Origin of the sequence: Vibrio sp. 10N.286.48.B8 (assembly GCF_003050085.1) — a bacterium.
Taxonomy (GTDB): domain Bacteria; phylum Pseudomonadota; class Gammaproteobacteria; order Enterobacterales; family Vibrionaceae; genus Vibrio; species Vibrio crassostreae.
The window spans coordinates 28,125-43,697 of the sequence record NZ_PIGD01000004.1 but is presented as its reverse complement, the minus strand read 5'-3'; the positions used below and the strand labels follow the sequence as shown (position 1 = coordinate 43,697).

Here is a 15,573-nt window from a genome sequence, read left to right as displayed (position 1 = left end):
TTCTGCACGCAGCCCACAATGAAAATTGTGGGCTGTTTTGTTTGTTCCCGCGAATTGCATACCTGCAAGCTCAAGCCTCTGTGCTAAGATGCGCCACCAGCACGCAAATGGGCTAGACTCACACTAAGCAGTCCCCATTTGTTTCGCTAAGCGTAGATTCCCTACCATGAATAATTGAAAAGGCTTTAAAGCATGAGCAAGTTGACCTCAGCGGAGCGTAAAGCTCGCGACAATGAACGTTTCTCACAACGCGTAAACGACCGCAGAGAAAAAGGTGAAGACGTAGTTGCTTACGCACTGACCAACAAAAAAGCTGTAAAATTCCTGACTAAGTCCGAGAAAAAACGTTTCAACGAAACGAGAGCGACTCTTCAAGAAGAGAAGCGAGTAAAAGAACAAGAAGAGCTTAACCGAATCGAAGACGCGTTCACGATCAAACAGTTCGACGACGAATAATCACGTTTGATTACTCAAAAGCGCTGGCTCTGCGTAGTAAAACCAAGCAAGCGTGATCTTAAATTATTATGTCAGGGTGAGCACAAAAATGTGCGACAATGCCCAGCGTAAATTCATATTCAAGGTTTATTATGAAACTTCTAGTTCGTAACCTATCGCGCTCTACTTCTGAGCAAGACATCCGTGTGCTATTTTCTGAGTTCGGTTCAGTAAAAGAGTGCAGCCTAGTTTTAGACCAAGAAACTGGCGACTCAAAAGGCTTTGCTTTTGTTGAAATGCCAGAGCACGAAGAAGCGAAAGCGGCACTAAACAAGCTGAACATGACTAAGCTTGGCAAAAACACGATTCGTGTAAAAGTGGCTAACTCTTAATCGAGTCACGCTTTATAAGCCGCATAGCTTAGCAGCACAGATGATAAAGCCCGTAACGATATTACGTTTTCCAGCGCAATATCGTTACGGGCTTTTTGCTGCTTGCAATTCTCTTTTCACACTATTCGAATACGCCTAGAGTCCTTCGTGTTCATCAATGGCACGTCTTGCTTCTGCCATTGAACATCCAGACTCCATCACCAGCTGAGCGACCGTCATCGAGGGTGTTGCCGCTAGCAGCGAAGCCAAACACACCACAGGTTTAGGCAATACTTTGTCTATCGCAATGACGATCCAACCATCTTTTTCGTGGGTTAACATCGTTTTAAATTCAACGAGTTGATCTTCTTGAGCGACCAGCAACCAATTACGTGAACGGCGAACTCGTTTCAACTGACATCCACATTCAGCTGCATTAGCCATGACTTGGCCTTTATCACTCACACGATGAACAAAACTATTTAAAGGGACGCTAAACATAACCTATATAAGAAACTCGACACTTGGGCTCAGTATTATACCAACCGCAGCAAATAATTGTTCACCCTAGCTTATACAACAAAGCGTAACGAAAGATTACCCTATGATTTCTGGCACGATCTCAGTTCTTATCACAATTTCTGTCTTGACCGAGTTCGCGATAAAACAGTTTTTGTGCGCAAAATGATGCAGTTTGTCGAGTTGTTTGGCGGTTGGCACCTTAGTGCCTGAGAACACAATGTCAGGTCGCAGAGTCACCTTAGTTACCGATGAGCGGCCTGATTCATCTTCCTCAAGTACACCTATCGCATCATCAACGTAAGACTCAATTACGTACTTTTGTTTAGCAGCAATGCCCAAAAAAGTCAGCATATGGCAGCTAGAAAGTGCTGCAATAAACGCTTCTTCTGGATCAACATTCTCTTCAACAGAGAGTGGCAATGGCACAACATGAGGCGATGACGACGCAGGTACAATAACGCCACCATCAAACTCCCATGTATGGCCCCGGCTATATTGATTGTCGCTAAAGGCTTCATCTTCTGATTTTTGCCAGCGAATGATCGCTCCATATTCAGACATAATCCTTTCCCTTTTTAATGCTCAATAAATTAACGATCAGCAGGATGATTGACACCATCATTGGTCACCACATCTCCAATATCAAAAGGGTTCACCCCTTCTAAACAACCAATATTGAACCCATATTCATTTGGGCTAGAGCGACGTTGATGATGGGTATAGATACCGCAGTTTGAGCAGAAGTAATGCTTCGCGGTGTTGGTATTGAATTGATAAAGCTTGAGATGCTCTGCACCTTTGAGGATCTTGATGCCATCAAGCGCAACAGAGCCAACAATCGCGCCTCTACGACGACAGATAGAACAATCACATCGACGCGGCTTTTCTATTCCGTTGGGTAGGCTGAGTTCTAGTTCAACTGCACCACAGTGGCAGGTGGCTTTGTGAAAAGGTTGGATAACCGTGTTACCGACGACTTTCATTTCTCTCTCCAATCACGTCCTTATGTTGCAGATATCATAACCAGATCGATGATCTCTGTCCGTAAGCGGGCGCTGAGTTCGAGAGATCCGTCATACGTAGGTAAGCGTCTACTTTTTGTCTGATCTCTCGACCAAACCACTAAAGTTCTCAAGAAGATAATCTAAGAAGAGTCGGATACGTTTCGGCTGATATTTCTTGCTGATGTACACCACATTCAAGTCTGCGCTTGATACAGAGGTCGAGGTGTTAAAGTTCTTCATGTAGCCATTAAGCAGGGTAACAAGGCGTTGGTTATTGATGTCATCTTGCACATCGAGTACCGACTTCAACGCAATCCCTTCTCCTTGCAATGCCCAGTATCGAATCACTTCACCATCGTCTGAAAATCGCTTCGGTACAACCGTCACAGCCTTCTTCATATCATGATCTTGAAAGTGCCATGTTTTAAGTTCTTCATTGCTGCGCAGCATAGCCAAACAGTCATGTTCAACCAAATCTTGTGGCTTGATCGGCGTGCCGTGTTTGGCGAGATATTCTGGGGACGCACATAGCACTCGTCGGCTTGGTGATAAGCGTCTAGAGATCAAACTACTATCAACCAATTCACCGTAGCGGATCACGATGTCCATGCCTGATTCGGCGATATTCGATAGGTTATCGTTCAAATACAGGTAGGGAATAACGTCTGGATACTGCTGACAAAATTCCGACAAAATAGGAAGGATGTACTGCTTTCCGATGTCTTTAGGTGCCGCAATCTTTAGTGGGCCTTTAACTTCTTTGACGCCATTTTGAATCAGGTTTTCAGCCTCGCTGACATTATCCAATATCTCCAGACACGCCTTGTGATACAGCTCCCCAGAGTCAGTTAAAGACACATGTCTTGTGCTTCGGTTCAGCAGTTTCACACCATATCGCTCTTCCAACGCCTGAAGCCTTGCTGTCATGGTCGCAGGAGAAAGCCCTAACTCTCGCCCCGCCGCAGCTAACCCGCGATGCTTAACAATGCTCACGAACATCGCCATATCTGAAAACTTGTCCATTCACCTCTCCTGCTATTCAGTTAATCCGAATAATGATTTCATATTTTAACCAATTATCAAATTTAGTCGAATAAATATAATGACAACCATCAGCAGAACACGCAGGAATTCAGAACATGAACAACGAACTTACAAACCAAGAAAAGCACACATTCGTCATCATTGGTGGAACATCAGGTATCGGCAAAGCATTAGCAATGCAATTGAGAAACGAAGACAACACAGTACACATTGCCAGCCGACACACCGGCGTTGATATCAGCAATGAGAAATCGGTTTGTGAATACTTCGAATCGATTGGTGCCTTTGATCACTTGGTGATAACCGCGGGGTCATACGCTCCCGCAGGAAAAGTGACAGACGTTGCTATCGCAGACGCAAAAGCAGCATTTGATACCAAGTTTTGGGGAAGCTTAAACGTAGCCAAGCACGCCGCACGTTACATGACTCCAAACGGCTCAATCACACTAACCACGGGCATGCTGTCACGCAAAGTGGTTGCTGGTACTTACGTAAAAACCGCGATTAATGCCGCGCTAGAGAGCGTAACTAAGGTGCTTGCCAAAGAACTATCACCGATTCGAGTCAACGCAGTCAGCCCCGGCCTTACCATGACCGAGGCTTACAAAAACATGGACGATTCAGCTCGCTCAACCATGTACGACAACGCGAAAAACAACCTACCTGCAGGCAAAGTCGGAGAGGCTAAAGATATCGCAATGGGCTATCTATTCGCGATCAACAACCCATACGTAACGGGGTCAGTCATCGACATCGATGGCGGTGCTCTACTCGGCTAACACTTCGCAAAGAAGCAAAGAAGCAAAGAACAATCGTTAGGGCGTGTATGTAAACGTCCTAACAAACAAGAATTAACACAGGTACTTCACTATGAAATCAGAAGCGATCCATAAAGAAAAGATCCCATTCCAAGTTTGGATACTGACACTCGCAGCTTTTGCCATCGGCACCGCTGAGTTTGTTATTGCAGGCATCCTTCCACAAATTGCCACATCCCTTTCGATCACCGAAGGTCAAGCCGGATACCTAATCAGTGCTTACGCATTGGCTATCGTTATTGGTGGCCCGATCTTAACCATCTACCTCGCACGTTTTAACAAGAAGATGGTACTGATTGGCTTAATGGCTTTGTTCATCATCGGCAATATCTTGTCAGCCTTAGCTCCTAGCTACCCACTTCTACTTGCAAGCCGCGTTATTGCAGGCTTAGTGCAAGGTCCTTTCTATGGCATAGGTGCAGTTGTCGCGACCAATTTAGTGTCTGAGAAAATGGCTGGTCGTGCTGTTGGTCAGATGTTCGCTGGCTTAACGCTCGCTAACGTTCTTGGGGTTCCCGCAGGTACTTGGGTAAGCTTGCAATTCGGTTGGCACACCACTTTCTTTACCGTGGCTGCACTTGGCACCATCGCCATGATTTCAATCTTAACGTCAATAAAATCTTCAGGTCACAGCGAAGCGAAAGACATCAAAACTCAGCTGTTGGCATTCAAAAATCCAATGCTTCTCATCAGCTTGGCGATCACCGCTTTTGCTTGGTCTGGCTTCATGACGCTTTACGGCTACCTTGCGCCTATCGCCATGCACATCACAGGTTACGGTCAAGAATCAGTCACTTGGATCTTAGTGATTGTTGGTGTCGGCTTAATCATCGGTAACACCTTGGGCGGACGCTCTTCTGACAAAGATTTAGGCAAAGCATCGATGTTTTGGGCTATCGCGATGATCGTTTCATTAGTAGTGGTTGGCCTTGTTGTCGACAACAAAATCCTATTCGTTGCAGCTTCATTTGTCTTTGGTATTGCATCATTTGCCAACGTTCCTGCTATGCAGCTTCGAGTAATGAACCACGGTGGCGAAGGGCAAGAGCTAGCAGCAACCGCGAATATCTCAGCCTTTAACTTGGCTAATGCCTTCGGTGGCTTCCTAGGCGGCATGGTACTCGACAGCCAACTAGGCGCAGGAATGATTCCATTCGCAGCCGTTGTTGTCCCTGTGATTGGTTTGTTGCTTATTGCAAAAGCCAACCGAGCTGAAAAGCCACAAAACGACTCTATCTTCAGCCCTGCGGAATCGAAATAGTGACCACCGCACGCTAAATCAATCAACACATGACCGACACAAGGTAAATACCATGAACAAGTTATTCGAAACATCAGAACTGAAAGGCCTAGAGCTGCAAAACCGTGTGGTTATGGCGCCCATGACACGCGCTCGCACTAGCCAACCTGGAAACGTGCCAAACGACATGATGGCGACTTATTACCAACAACGAGCAAGTGCAGGGCTTATCATCACTGAAGCCACACAAATTTCAGATGACTCTCAAGGTTACTCATTCACACCCGGCGTCTATACCGATGCGCAAATCGAAGGTTGGAAATCAGTAACAACAGCAGCAAAAGAGCAAGGTGCCGCGATATTCTGCCAACTATGGCACGTAGGCCGAGTATCACACCCTACCTTTCAAAAAGGCGAGTTGCCGATTGCACCTTCAGCACTGGCACCTATAGAAACGCAGGTTTGGATCTCTGATGAGAATGGTAACGGCAACATGGTGGATTGCATCCAACCAAGAGAGATGACCCAAGCCGATATTGATCGTGTGGTTCAAGATTTTGCGGAATCAGCAAAAAAAGCGGTCGAGGCAGGGTTCAACGGAGTGGAAATCCACGGTGGCAATGGTTACCTGATTGACCAGTTCCTAAGAACCAACTCAAACAAGCGCACCGACAACTATGGCGGCAGCCGCGAGAACCGACTTCGCTTTTTGATTGAAGTCGTGGATGCAGTCATTGAAGCGATTGGCGCGGACAAAGTGGGCGTACGTTTGGCTCCGTTCATCACCTTCAAAGACATGAACTGCCCAGACATCGTGCCAACGATTCTAGAAGCGTCAAAGGAACTGCAAGCTCGTAATATCGCTTATCTACACCTATCAGAAGCCGATTGGGATGACGCGCCTGTGATACCGGAAAGCTTCCGAATAGAGCTAAGAGAGTTATTTTCTAACACCATCATCGTCGCTGGCAGCTACACACCACAACGCGCTGAGGAAGTATTAAGCAAAGGCTACGCCGACCTCGTCGCATTTGGTCGCCCATTCGTAGCAAACCCAGACCTAGTTTCACGCCTACAAAACGGCAGCGAACTATCACAACTCGATGGCGCCACTCTGTTCGGCGGCAACGAAAAAGGCTATATCGATTATCCAGCTTTATAGTGAATCTTGAAGTGATAGTGATGCCTTGAGTTTTCCAACAGGCAAAAGAAAGGCTCGCATGACTAGTGCGAGCCTTATGCAGTTTAGGGGGTAAACCACAATCTGATATTAATTAGGGGTAATTATTTAACTTATGAGCCATTATGCACTTGTGCGCATTGATATTCTATTTTTAAATGATTCACTGCAATTAATCAATCGATAAAAGTTAGCGTTTGGTCAATTTAAACCACATAGATAACAGTGATTTAGTGAGTGACGTCTAGAAAATCATCATAAAACCCATAAAAATCAGATCTATAAGCTTCTCATTTGCCAATAGCCTTCACCATTAGTCGCGAGTTGGCTGTGTAAATAATCGAGCGTATCTGCGACCGTTCCCGCGATGCCTTGTGGCGGATTGAACAGCAACAAACCACTGCCGATCAGGCGATCATCACCCTTGGGATCTCGAAGACGAAGCTCCGACTTAATCGGACTTGGTAGCAAGCCATCTTTCACCGCTGTCACGCAGTGGTTCAGAATCAGTGAACTCTTATCATCCGTGTAAAGCGGATACCAAATCAGGGCCGATACCTTATCAGACTGCTGATACGCCTTAACTAAGGCATCAATTACTTCAAGGTATTCAGAATCGGTTTCATAGGGCGGGTCGATAACAATCAGGTGATGATTATCGTGTTTAGCTACATCATCAGGCAGCGCTTTGAGCCCATCGCCAGCGGTAATGGTGAGCTTACTTGAGACATCGAGATCGCGTTGCAACTTCTCAATGTTAGTTTGTAATAGGTCAGCTTCGTCTTGCTGAATGTCTGAAAAATAGAAGCTATCTTGGCTGCGGCCTTGTTGATAGGTGATGGCTGCAGAACCCGGATAAAGAGAGATATGTTGATTCGGATTGTAGTATTCCAGAACCGACATAAATGAAGCAAATGCCGGAGGAAGATAAGCCTTGTTTCGCCACAAGTACCCGACCCCTTCAGCAAACTCACCGGCATGATTACTGGGTGCGGTGGTGAGGTCATAACACCCTGTACCAGAGTGGGTGTCGATAACATTGAGGCGTGAATGCTGCTGCATTAATGACTGAACCAGTGCACTCAAGACTGGATGCTTCAGTGCATCACCATGGTCGCCTACATGACATTGATGTCGATATTCCATTCCCTTGCCTCATTTCTACGAACGTCATCTAAACATACTTCATATCATGAGGGCTTGCCTGCTCAATCCATCGTTTTTTGAAATAGGCTCTCTTTTCTGTAACTGTTTGACTCTTATAAAAAATAAAGCCCCTCGTTTTGTTATAAACGAAGGGCTTATTGACGTTACTGACTAAGTCGTACTGTTAACCAATAGATAACCTAAGGGTACTCGCCCTCAACTTCTACTGGCGCTTTCACTTGGTAGTGACAAGGCTGTAGGCCAAGTAGCTTAGGCAGTGTGATACCGACAGACACTGAAGACCACGTACCGCTGACAATACCTACGACTAAGGCAATCGCAAAACCTTGCAGCGCCGCACCACCAAGTAGCCAAAGCGCTGATACGGTGATTAGCGTTGTACCTGAAGTCACCATGGTGCGTGAGAAGGTCGCTTTAACCGATTCGTTAAGTAGGTTATCAGTGTCACCGTTTGGATTACCACGCAGCATTTCACGAACACGGTCGGCAATGATGATCGAGTCATTCAATGAGTAACCCAAAATCGCCAACACGGCAGCCAATACAGTCAGGTTGAACTCAAACTGAGTAAAAGCGAACAGGCCCAAGATAAGCGTCACGTCATAGATGATCGCGGCAAGCGCACCCAGTGCCAAGCGCCATTCAAAACGTACACTTAGGTACAGCATGATCATTAGGAAGCACACCAATACCGCCAAGCCGCCTTGGTCAACCATGTCTTGACCGACTTGAGGCCCAACCACGCTGCTGTTAAGCACTTGTACTTGGTCGCTCACCGATGACAAAGCATCCACTAAGTTAGGCTGTTGTGCATCCGTCAATTGGCTGTAACGCAGGGTCCAGCGATCTTGTTCTGCCATGCCAACAACTTGCACGTCTTGTTGGAAAGCCGCATCAAGTTTTGTTTTTAAACCATCTTTGGTTACTTGGTCAGAAAGCTGAACTTCGGCAACCACACCGCCAGTAAAGTCTAAGCCCCAGTTAAAACCTTTTACTGCCACCAGCATCACAGAGCTCATGAACAGCACGATAGAAATCACAGACATCACCTTACGAAGGCGAGTCATATTGCTGTCTGAAATATAGCGTTCTGAATTAGTCACTTTTGTTGAAGTTCTCATGCTTAAATCCTTACATCGTGGCGTTGGTCACGCCCCCAAGCCAAATTGATGATCGCGCGTGACGCAAAAATACCTGTAAACATACTGGTTAGAAGACCCAAACCTAGGGTCAATGCGAACCCTTGAATCGGTCCATTACCAATGGTGTACAGAGCCACGGCAACAATCATGGTAGTGACGTTGGCATCGAAAATTGAAGAGAACGCGCTATCAAAGCCACGGTCGATGGCACTCGCAAAGCTGCGCCCTTCTTTCATTTTGTCTCGAATACGCTCGAAGATAAGCACGTTAGTGTCTACCGCCATACCGACGGTCAGTACCAAGCCCGCAATACCCGGCAGAGTTAATACCGCACCCGGGAGCATCGCAATCAAACCGAATAGTGTGGTCATGTTGACGACCAATGCAGCGTTCGCAACCCAACCAAGGCGACGATACCATAGCGCCATAAACGTTAGAGTAAGACCAAGGCCAAGCGCCAAAGCAGCAAAGCCGTTAGTTACGTTTTCTGCACCCAGAGACGGGCCAATAGTACGCTCTTCAATGATGGTAACAGGCGCTGTTAATGAACCTGCGCGTAGCAGTAGAGCAAGCTCTTGTGCTTCTGCCATGCTGCCTGCACCTGTGATTCTGAAGCGGCTACCCAGTTGAGATTGGATGTTCGCCACACTGATCACTTCACTGGTTTTTTCGCTGTTACCCGCTCTGTCACGGCTGTATTCGCTGTAAACGGTCGCCATTGGCTTACCGATGTTATGGCGAGAAAACTCAGACATTTTCTTACCACCAGAAGAATCCAACGTGATGTTTACTTCTGCACTGCCCATCTCACCAATGCCACTGCGCGCATCGATAATATGTTCGCCGCTTAATACCGCTTTGCGAGCAACCACTACACGATTACCATCTGAATCTTTCAGAGTTTGAGTATTGCGCGTTGCGTTGTCGTACACAGAGTAGAACGCAAGCGAAGCCGTAGCACCAATCACGTCTTTCGCGGCTGCAGGGTCTTGGACACCCGGAAGTTCGATACGGATACGGCTTTCACCTTGGCGTTGAATCGATGCCTCAGTGATGCCGAGCTCTTCAATACGGCTGCGCATGATTTGCAGGTTTTGCTGAACCGTTAGGTTACGTAGCGTTCTTTGCTCTTCTTCAGACTGAGTTAACGTTAGCGATTTATCTGAACGGTCACGCTGCCATTGTGGGAACTCTTCACGAATCAGTTTTTGTGCTTTCTCGAAATCTGCATCAGTACGGAAGTTAAATTCAACTTGGTTGTTCACCACTTTACCGCGTGCATAACGTACTTGGCTGGTGATCTCATCGACCACAGATTGCGCTTGTGCGTGGTATACCGGTTCCATGTCCACTTCTAGCAGGAACTGCACACCACCACGTAAATCAAGGCCTAGCTGAATCGGCGCGAAGCCCATGTCAGTCAACCATTTTGGTGCTGCTGGCTCCATCGCTAGCGCAACAGTCGCGTTATCCAATAGGCGCTCATTCAGCACCTCTTTGGCTTTCGCCTGTTGTTCTGCATCTTCCAAGATCACGACCAAACGGTTGTCTTTTTGAAATGCAGATTTGGCTTGGATGCCTTCGCTTGCAAGGTATTGGGTAATTTGACTCGCGTCGATACTCTGTTCAGAACGATTGTTAATTTGTACCGATGCATTCTCGCCATACCAAGAAGGTAAAGCACTCAGAACCATGATGATGATAGTGGCGATAAGTACCACGTATTTCCACTTTGAGTAGTGGTTAATTTGTTTTCTTGGAATGCGTTTTTTCACAGTCAAGATCTCTTATTTCTACCAATCACCGTAAATACGTGCTCAAAAATAGCACCAGAAAAAAGCAGTGATCGTGCATTTTAACCAGCTAGGATGGCCAGTTATTTACTACGATTGGTATGGCTAATATTTTGCGAACACGAGCGATGGCTAATCACAACCAGAACAAGCTGATTGAAAGGTAGTGATGCTAAAACTGATGTCGCTATGTTTGTTTTGGTTAACTGGCGAGCTCAACGGGCACAAGTGACCATCGATACAACCAATTTAGGGTCAAACGATTAGCTAAGAAGTTCTCGGAAATGCGAGTATTGAATGTTGCCCTCTTTCCACCCAGCAAGCCGGGAGGACGGAGAACTCACAATGCTGGTCCAGTGCTGCTTGGAATCCAACAACGGTGTGTTGAAAAGCAGAGAAGCCAGTAATGAAGGGGGAGAGAAGTCGATCAGTAGATGATAAGCAGGTTCAAGATCGGCCACGCTTTCTTGCTCGTTACTGAGCATACGTCTGAAGTTTGCTGCTTGAAGGCTTGATTCAGTGTCGTGATAGTTAGAACTGTCACCAGAAGGCACAGTGCCAAACTGAGCCTTATCGCACTCTAAGTAGCTTGACGGATTATCCGTAGCGGCTTGTTTACAAAGATCGTTTTGTGAAGATTGCTCTTGAGCCGAGTATATTTGAAATGGCTTAGAAGGAAACGAATAGCCGTTAGAATTCACTAAGCCAAAGCTCAGTAAAAACAACATTAAGACTAATCGGGTACCCAGTTTAAGCAATCTAATATCCAAACAACATTCTCGTAGATCGTCAATCTACAATACAAATGAAACGCTGTCTTGATTTAAAATCATTTTTTTAGAAAATGATTCGATGCAACCGATTAAGCGTTCTCGAAATTTAGATTTACATAGATCTAAAACGGCTTAACAACAGGTGATGCATAGACGTTATGAATGGTGGAAAAACAAGAAAGCCAAGCGATACTCGCTTGGCTTTAAGTTGTCTCTTTCTGCTGGTTTCAAGCTTTAGGCTTTAGGCTTTAGGACGCATGATGTTCTTAACCTTACGGCTATTCTCGCCAAATAGGTGATGGAGCAGAGCATTCATGTCTTCAACCGATATTGATTTAACGACTCGGTCAACATCAGCCAAGGCTTCCAATCCATACCCATACAATAAATAACGAGACACAAACCACGCCTGATCGATAGAGCTTGCCTCTAGTGGCACGAAGTCAGCTTCAAACTGTTTCACTATCGAATGCAGTTCGTCTTCAGAAATACCTTGTAGGAGGTCTGAGATCACTCTATCAATCGCCATTTCAACAGTATCTACGTTCTCCGGCGCGATCATTGCGCCGATTACCCACTCATGAGTCGGTTCACCATCATTCGAAGCCGCATAAGCATAAGGTGAATAATCTAAACTCAACTCTTCACGAACATAAGAGTCTAAACGAGATGCGACTAAACGTTGCAATAAGTCTTCCATGAAGACATCTTTTGCAGTCCAGCCTCCACTTTCTATCGTCGTCGGCTCTGGAATCACTCGTAAGATATATTCCGCACTATTTACGTTGTTGATCGCGACATCAATACGTGGTTTCGCTGGTTGCTTGTACTCCACTTTGAAGTCTGGCACCGTCCCCGCTTGCAATGGAATTGAAGCTAAGTACTTACGAACTAGAGGTTTCAACTCACTTGGGTCGATATCACCAACGACCACCAACTGGTTGTGTCTTAGTTGACCAAATAATTGTTGATGAACAGCACGGACATCTTCAACAGAAACCGCTTTAACACGCTCTTTATTTACGAATAGATGGCGGCTTCCCGAGCGATAAATATTTTGATTGATCGCTTGTTCAAATTGACCAATAGGCGTACTTAGGAAGGACTCTTTATCTTGCACTAGCTCTTGCTTCACAGCTTCAAGCTGATCAGAATTCACTTTAGGAGACACCATGAAGGTATATAGCGCAGCAAACGCGTCACTCATCCCATCTTTTTCGATATTAAACTCAATGCCATGTCGCGTCGAAGAAATAAAAGAATCGACTAAAATCCCTTCACGATCAAAGTAGGCTTTCAGCTCAGATCCCGTAAAGTCACCAGCACCACTTCGAGCAATAACAGGTAATGTCACATTTGCAGCTGCGTATAAATCCGGATCCAACGCCGCTTTACCGCCAAGACTCACGTACATTATCCCAACATCGTCTTTCGCGTATGAATCACGTAGGTACCACATGTCGATACCATTGCTTAAAGTCCACTTTTGAATATTTGGATCGGCGTACATTTGCTCTACCAATACAACCTCGCCGGGTACGGCAGGCGAAGCAAATGCACTGGCTGTTGCCGTTACGAATGTCTGTGTACCCTGCGGACTATAAGAAGCTTTTAATCCATCTAGAGAAGCCAGAACCGCTGTGCGATCCTCATTGTCATCCATGCCGACAATCAAAAAGTAATCACTCGAAAGGACTTCTTTGATATTTTTATTAATCGCTTCAAGGCTTAAATTAGCAAGAAAGGCTTCCATGCTGGCCTGATAGTCTTTTTGAGATTGGACAATATCGCCAGACAGTGATGCGTTCACTTTATCGTTCACGTGATCCACACTGTCCCTTTTATCCCAGTCGTGCTCAATATCATCCAGTGAGTCTTGATAATAATGGAGCTCACTCGCAATTTCTCCTTCAGAAACACCGTAATCACGTAACGACGTTAAAGTAGAAACCAACGCTTTCTGAACCGCATCACGGCTGCCTGCTGGGAAGCCAACACTTGTCGATGAATAAAGCAGAGCATCCAACCTGATGTTATCTGACGTTATCCATTGCGTCGGTAGCGCTGCATCATTAAAGTCTGCCTCTAAACGCTGCTGAATAAGAATCTGAGTGGTTTCATCCAACCAACGCTGATGTTGTTGAGCGTGGGTTTCAACAGTGTTTAAACCTCGGTTAAACGTCAAAGAAATACTCGGAGCTTCTCTGCCAGCATATTCAATGTAGTCACCTTCATTGAACGAAGTCGTATTCTGCTTTTGTGGCTTTGACGTTTTACCGCGCTCCCAGCTCGAAAATTTCTCTTCAATCATTGGGATCACTGTTTTAAGGTCCACATCACCAGAAACCACTAGCTCAACGATTTGAGGTTGATACCAAGTTTGGTAAAAGTCGGTAAGCCCTTCCGACGTGGCAGCCATAACCGAAGCTTTAGTTCCTAGCGCATCTTGCGATTCATAAGGGCTGCCTTCGAATAGGTAATCAACATATTTCTCGGGGAACGACTTATCATCGAGGCGAGCCATACGAAACTCGCCAAGAACCACGCCTTTCTCTTTTTCAACTTCTGAACTTGATAGATCCAAACCGTCACCAATGTCACGCATCCACGTCAGGGCAGACTGCAATTGGACGTTATCTGGCAAATCTAACTGGTATACCGTCTCTTCATAAGAGGTGTAAGCATTAATATCAGCGCCAAAGCTAGCGCCTGCATCTTCAAATAAGCGAATCACATCATTTTCAGAGAAATTTTTACTGCCATTGAATGCCATGTGTTCCAAGAAGTGCGCATAGCCTTCTTGTTGAGAAGTCTCTTGAATTGAGCCCGCGTGCACGACTAAACGAACAGATACGGATTCTTCATGATCTGGATAAACATGGTAGGTAAGGCCATTTTCCAGCTGGCCTGATGTCCATGCCGGATCCGGCAGGATTAAGGTTTCGGTGATATTTGATGTTGAACTACAGCCAACTAAGGTGAGGCATACTGCCGCCGCTAAATAATATGTTTTCATAACAACCTCTTAATGTCATTCATCGACAATATACAGATTGAGTTAATGATTATTATTTAATATTAAACCAAATGAGTACAGTTGTGATCTGGATCGTCATTTTATAAATTACAACTGCGCATGTAAAATCAGCCATATTCAACCAGAAGTTCAGGAGTAAGGGTAAGAAAAACAGACTACATGCCTTCAAGCAACGTCTCTACATGCCTTTAAACAAAGCTTGTGAGGCACGGCTGATTGGCAGCTTCTCACCAGATACATACGCCGACATCTGACCGGATAGTCCTTTTTTGACCTTATCAATGGCCGACACTTTCACCACCACTGAACGATGGATCTGCCAAAACTCATCCGGATTAAGTTGAGCGAGTAACTCTTTTAGCGATACACGAAGAATAAACTCCTCTAAAAGCCCGCCCTGCCCTTTCTTAAATATCGATACGTACTTATCTTCTGCTTTGAAATACGCCACATCATCAACAGCGATCAAGTGAATGTCTTCGCCAACACTGGCTTTGAGCCACGTGAGATACTTTTTCTGCGACAGATAAGTAGGCTGCGTTTGCTGTGATGCCGATTGTGACAGTTGCTGCAGTTGACTCATGAGTGCAGCGATGTCGGGTTGTTCTGGCATGTGACCGGACTGTGTTTGATTACTTGATAAGCGCGCTTGAATCTTCTGACAGGTAGCAAGCAGGCGCTCTTCATTGATTGGCTTGAGTAGGTAATCTATCGCATTGTGCTCAAAAGCTTTAACCGCATACTCATCGTAAGCCGTAATAAAGACCACCAGCGGCGGTGATGCAAGCTTGTTCAATTGCTTGGCTAACGAAATGCCATCAAGCTCTGGCATGCGAATATCAAGAAAGGCGACATCAGGTTGTAGCTGCTGAATGCTCTGCAAAGCCTCTGTCCCATTTTTGGCCTTGCTGACAATCTCTAGCTCAGGCCAAACCTCAGCAAGACTCTTATCCAAATGATGCCTTAACAGTGCTTCATCGTCTGCGATAATTGCCGTCACACTGGGCTTTAGTCCTGAGTTGATCATTATTATTCCTTAAAATTCAC

General features: G+C 45.7%; 15 protein-coding genes. 5 read left to right on the top strand and 10 right to left on the bottom strand.

From position 1 onward, the window contains the following. The first annotated feature begins 192 nt into the window (after window positions 1–192). Both CWO08_RS06540 and CWO08_RS06535 read left to right on the top strand, forming a co-directional pair. A complete protein-coding gene (locus CWO08_RS06540) occupies window positions 193–456 on the top strand; it encodes a hypothetical protein (protein ID WP_017061275.1) in 264 nt (87 codons plus the stop codon). A gap of 131 nt (window positions 457–587) precedes the next feature. Continuing rightward, window positions 588–827, top strand: a complete 240-nt coding sequence (locus CWO08_RS06535) for an RNA-binding protein (protein ID WP_017057644.1) — start codon at window positions 588–590, stop codon at window positions 825–827. Between the two features lie 135 nt (window positions 828–962). Here the strand turns inward: CWO08_RS06535 and CWO08_RS06530 are convergent, their stop codons facing one another. The 4 genes from CWO08_RS06530 to CWO08_RS06515 form a co-directional block, all read right to left on the bottom strand. Next, window positions 963–1,307, bottom strand: a complete 345-nt coding sequence (locus CWO08_RS06530; RefSeq protein ID WP_061015868.1) for a ribosome recycling factor family protein — start codon at window positions 1,305–1,307, stop codon at window positions 963–965. A gap of 96 nt (window positions 1,308–1,403) precedes the next feature. Next, on the bottom strand, window positions 1,404–1,889 hold the full coding sequence (locus CWO08_RS06525) for an OsmC family protein (RefSeq protein WP_061015870.1): 486 nt from the start codon (window positions 1,887–1,889) through the stop codon (window positions 1,404–1,406). 29 nt (window positions 1,890–1,918) lie between these two features. Beyond that, the gene (locus CWO08_RS06520; RefSeq protein WP_017070209.1) at window positions 1,919–2,311 is read right to left on the bottom strand and encodes a GFA family protein; all 393 of its coding nucleotides are present in this window, start codon (window positions 2,309–2,311) and stop codon (window positions 1,919–1,921) included. A gap of 108 nt (window positions 2,312–2,419) precedes the next feature. Then, a complete protein-coding gene (locus CWO08_RS06515) occupies window positions 2,420–3,355 on the bottom strand; it encodes a LysR family transcriptional regulator (RefSeq protein ID WP_108020135.1) in 936 nt (311 codons plus the stop codon). Between the two features lie 116 nt (window positions 3,356–3,471). Between CWO08_RS06515 and CWO08_RS06510 the strand changes: the two genes are divergently transcribed. The 3 genes from CWO08_RS06510 to CWO08_RS06500 all read left to right on the top strand — a co-directional run bounded on the left by CWO08_RS06510 (window position 3,472) and on the right by CWO08_RS06500 (window position 6,596). Continuing rightward, the gene (locus tag CWO08_RS06510) at window positions 3,472–4,155 is read left to right on the top strand and encodes an SDR family oxidoreductase (RefSeq protein ID WP_108020134.1); all 684 of its coding nucleotides are present in this window, start codon (window positions 3,472–3,474) and stop codon (window positions 4,153–4,155) included. 91 nt (window positions 4,156–4,246) lie between these two features. After that, window positions 4,247–5,455 (top strand): MFS transporter, encoded by a 1,209-nt coding sequence (locus CWO08_RS06505; protein ID WP_102432133.1) that lies wholly within the window; start codon window positions 4,247–4,249, stop codon window positions 5,453–5,455. A gap of 52 nt (window positions 5,456–5,507) precedes the next feature. Next, a complete protein-coding gene (locus CWO08_RS06500; RefSeq protein ID WP_108020133.1) occupies window positions 5,508–6,596 on the top strand; it encodes an alkene reductase in 1,089 nt (362 codons plus the stop codon). 297 nt (window positions 6,597–6,893) lie between these two features. Here CWO08_RS06500 and rlmJ read toward each other — a convergent pair whose 3' ends face one another. The 6 genes from rlmJ to CWO08_RS06470 all read right to left on the bottom strand — a co-directional run bounded on the left by rlmJ (window position 6,894) and on the right by CWO08_RS06470 (window position 15,553). Beyond that, a complete protein-coding gene (gene rlmJ, locus CWO08_RS06495; protein ID WP_048660574.1) occupies window positions 6,894–7,760 on the bottom strand; it encodes a 23S rRNA (adenine(2030)-N(6))-methyltransferase RlmJ in 867 nt (288 codons plus the stop codon). Between the two features lie 200 nt (window positions 7,761–7,960). Next, window positions 7,961–8,902, bottom strand: coding sequence for a protein translocase subunit SecF (gene secF / locus CWO08_RS06490; RefSeq protein ID WP_108020132.1), 942 nt, complete (start codon window positions 8,900–8,902; stop codon window positions 7,961–7,963). Between the two features lie 2 nt (window positions 8,903–8,904). Further along, window positions 8,905–10,704 carry a protein translocase subunit SecD gene (gene secD / locus CWO08_RS06485; RefSeq protein WP_102432136.1) on the bottom strand — a complete coding sequence of 600 codons (1,800 nt, stop codon included), beginning with the start codon at window positions 10,702–10,704 and terminating at the stop codon, window positions 8,905–8,907. 275 nt (window positions 10,705–10,979) lie between these two features. Continuing rightward, window positions 10,980–11,444, bottom strand: a complete 465-nt coding sequence (locus CWO08_RS06480) for a hypothetical protein (protein WP_048610107.1) — start codon at window positions 11,442–11,444, stop codon at window positions 10,980–10,982. A gap of 286 nt (window positions 11,445–11,730) precedes the next feature. After that, the gene (locus tag CWO08_RS06475; RefSeq protein WP_108020131.1) at window positions 11,731–14,505 is read right to left on the bottom strand and encodes a M16 family metallopeptidase; all 2,775 of its coding nucleotides are present in this window, start codon (window positions 14,503–14,505) and stop codon (window positions 11,731–11,733) included. 199 nt (window positions 14,506–14,704) lie between these two features. Continuing rightward, complete coding sequence (locus CWO08_RS06470; protein ID WP_108020130.1) at window positions 14,705–15,553, bottom strand: LytTR family DNA-binding domain-containing protein; 849 nt, start codon at window positions 15,551–15,553, stop codon at window positions 14,705–14,707. Window positions 15,554–15,573 lie beyond the last annotated feature (20 nt).

Excerpts from the sequence above, each read along its gene's own strand:
- CWO08_RS06520 (WP_017070209.1), bottom strand. The coding sequence starts at position 2,311 with ATGAAAGTCGTCGGTAACACGGTTATCCAACCTTTTCACAAAGCCACC.
- rlmJ (WP_048660574.1), bottom strand. The coding sequence starts at position 7,760 with ATGGAATATCGACATCAATGTCATGTAGGCGACCATGGTGATGCACTG.
- CWO08_RS06525 (WP_061015870.1), bottom strand. The coding sequence starts at position 1,889 with ATGTCTGAATATGGAGCGATCATTCGCTGGCAAAAATCAGAAGATGAA.
- CWO08_RS06505 (WP_102432133.1), top strand. The coding sequence starts at position 4,247 with ATGAAATCAGAAGCGATCCATAAAGAAAAGATCCCATTCCAAGTTTGG.
- CWO08_RS06535 (WP_017057644.1), top strand. The coding sequence starts at position 588 with ATGAAACTTCTAGTTCGTAACCTATCGCGCTCTACTTCTGAGCAAGAC.
- CWO08_RS06530 (WP_061015868.1), bottom strand. The coding sequence starts at position 1,307 with ATGTTTAGCGTCCCTTTAAATAGTTTTGTTCATCGTGTGAGTGATAAA.
- CWO08_RS06470 (WP_108020130.1), bottom strand. The coding sequence starts at position 15,553 with ATGATCAACTCAGGACTAAAGCCCAGTGTGACGGCAATTATCGCAGAC.
- CWO08_RS06510 (WP_108020134.1), top strand. The coding sequence starts at position 3,472 with ATGAACAACGAACTTACAAACCAAGAAAAGCACACATTCGTCATCATT.
- CWO08_RS06515 (WP_108020135.1), bottom strand. The coding sequence starts at position 3,355 with ATGGACAAGTTTTCAGATATGGCGATGTTCGTGAGCATTGTTAAGCAT.
- secF (WP_108020132.1), bottom strand. The coding sequence starts at position 8,902 with ATGAGAACTTCAACAAAAGTGACTAATTCAGAACGCTATATTTCAGAC.
- CWO08_RS06480 (WP_048610107.1), bottom strand. The coding sequence starts at position 11,444 with ATGTTGTTTTTACTGAGCTTTGGCTTAGTGAATTCTAACGGCTATTCG.
- CWO08_RS06540 (WP_017061275.1), top strand. The coding sequence starts at position 193 with ATGAGCAAGTTGACCTCAGCGGAGCGTAAAGCTCGCGACAATGAACGT.
- CWO08_RS06475 (WP_108020131.1), bottom strand. The coding sequence starts at position 14,505 with ATGAAAACATATTATTTAGCGGCGGCAGTATGCCTCACCTTAGTTGGC.
- CWO08_RS06500 (WP_108020133.1), top strand. The coding sequence starts at position 5,508 with ATGAACAAGTTATTCGAAACATCAGAACTGAAAGGCCTAGAGCTGCAA.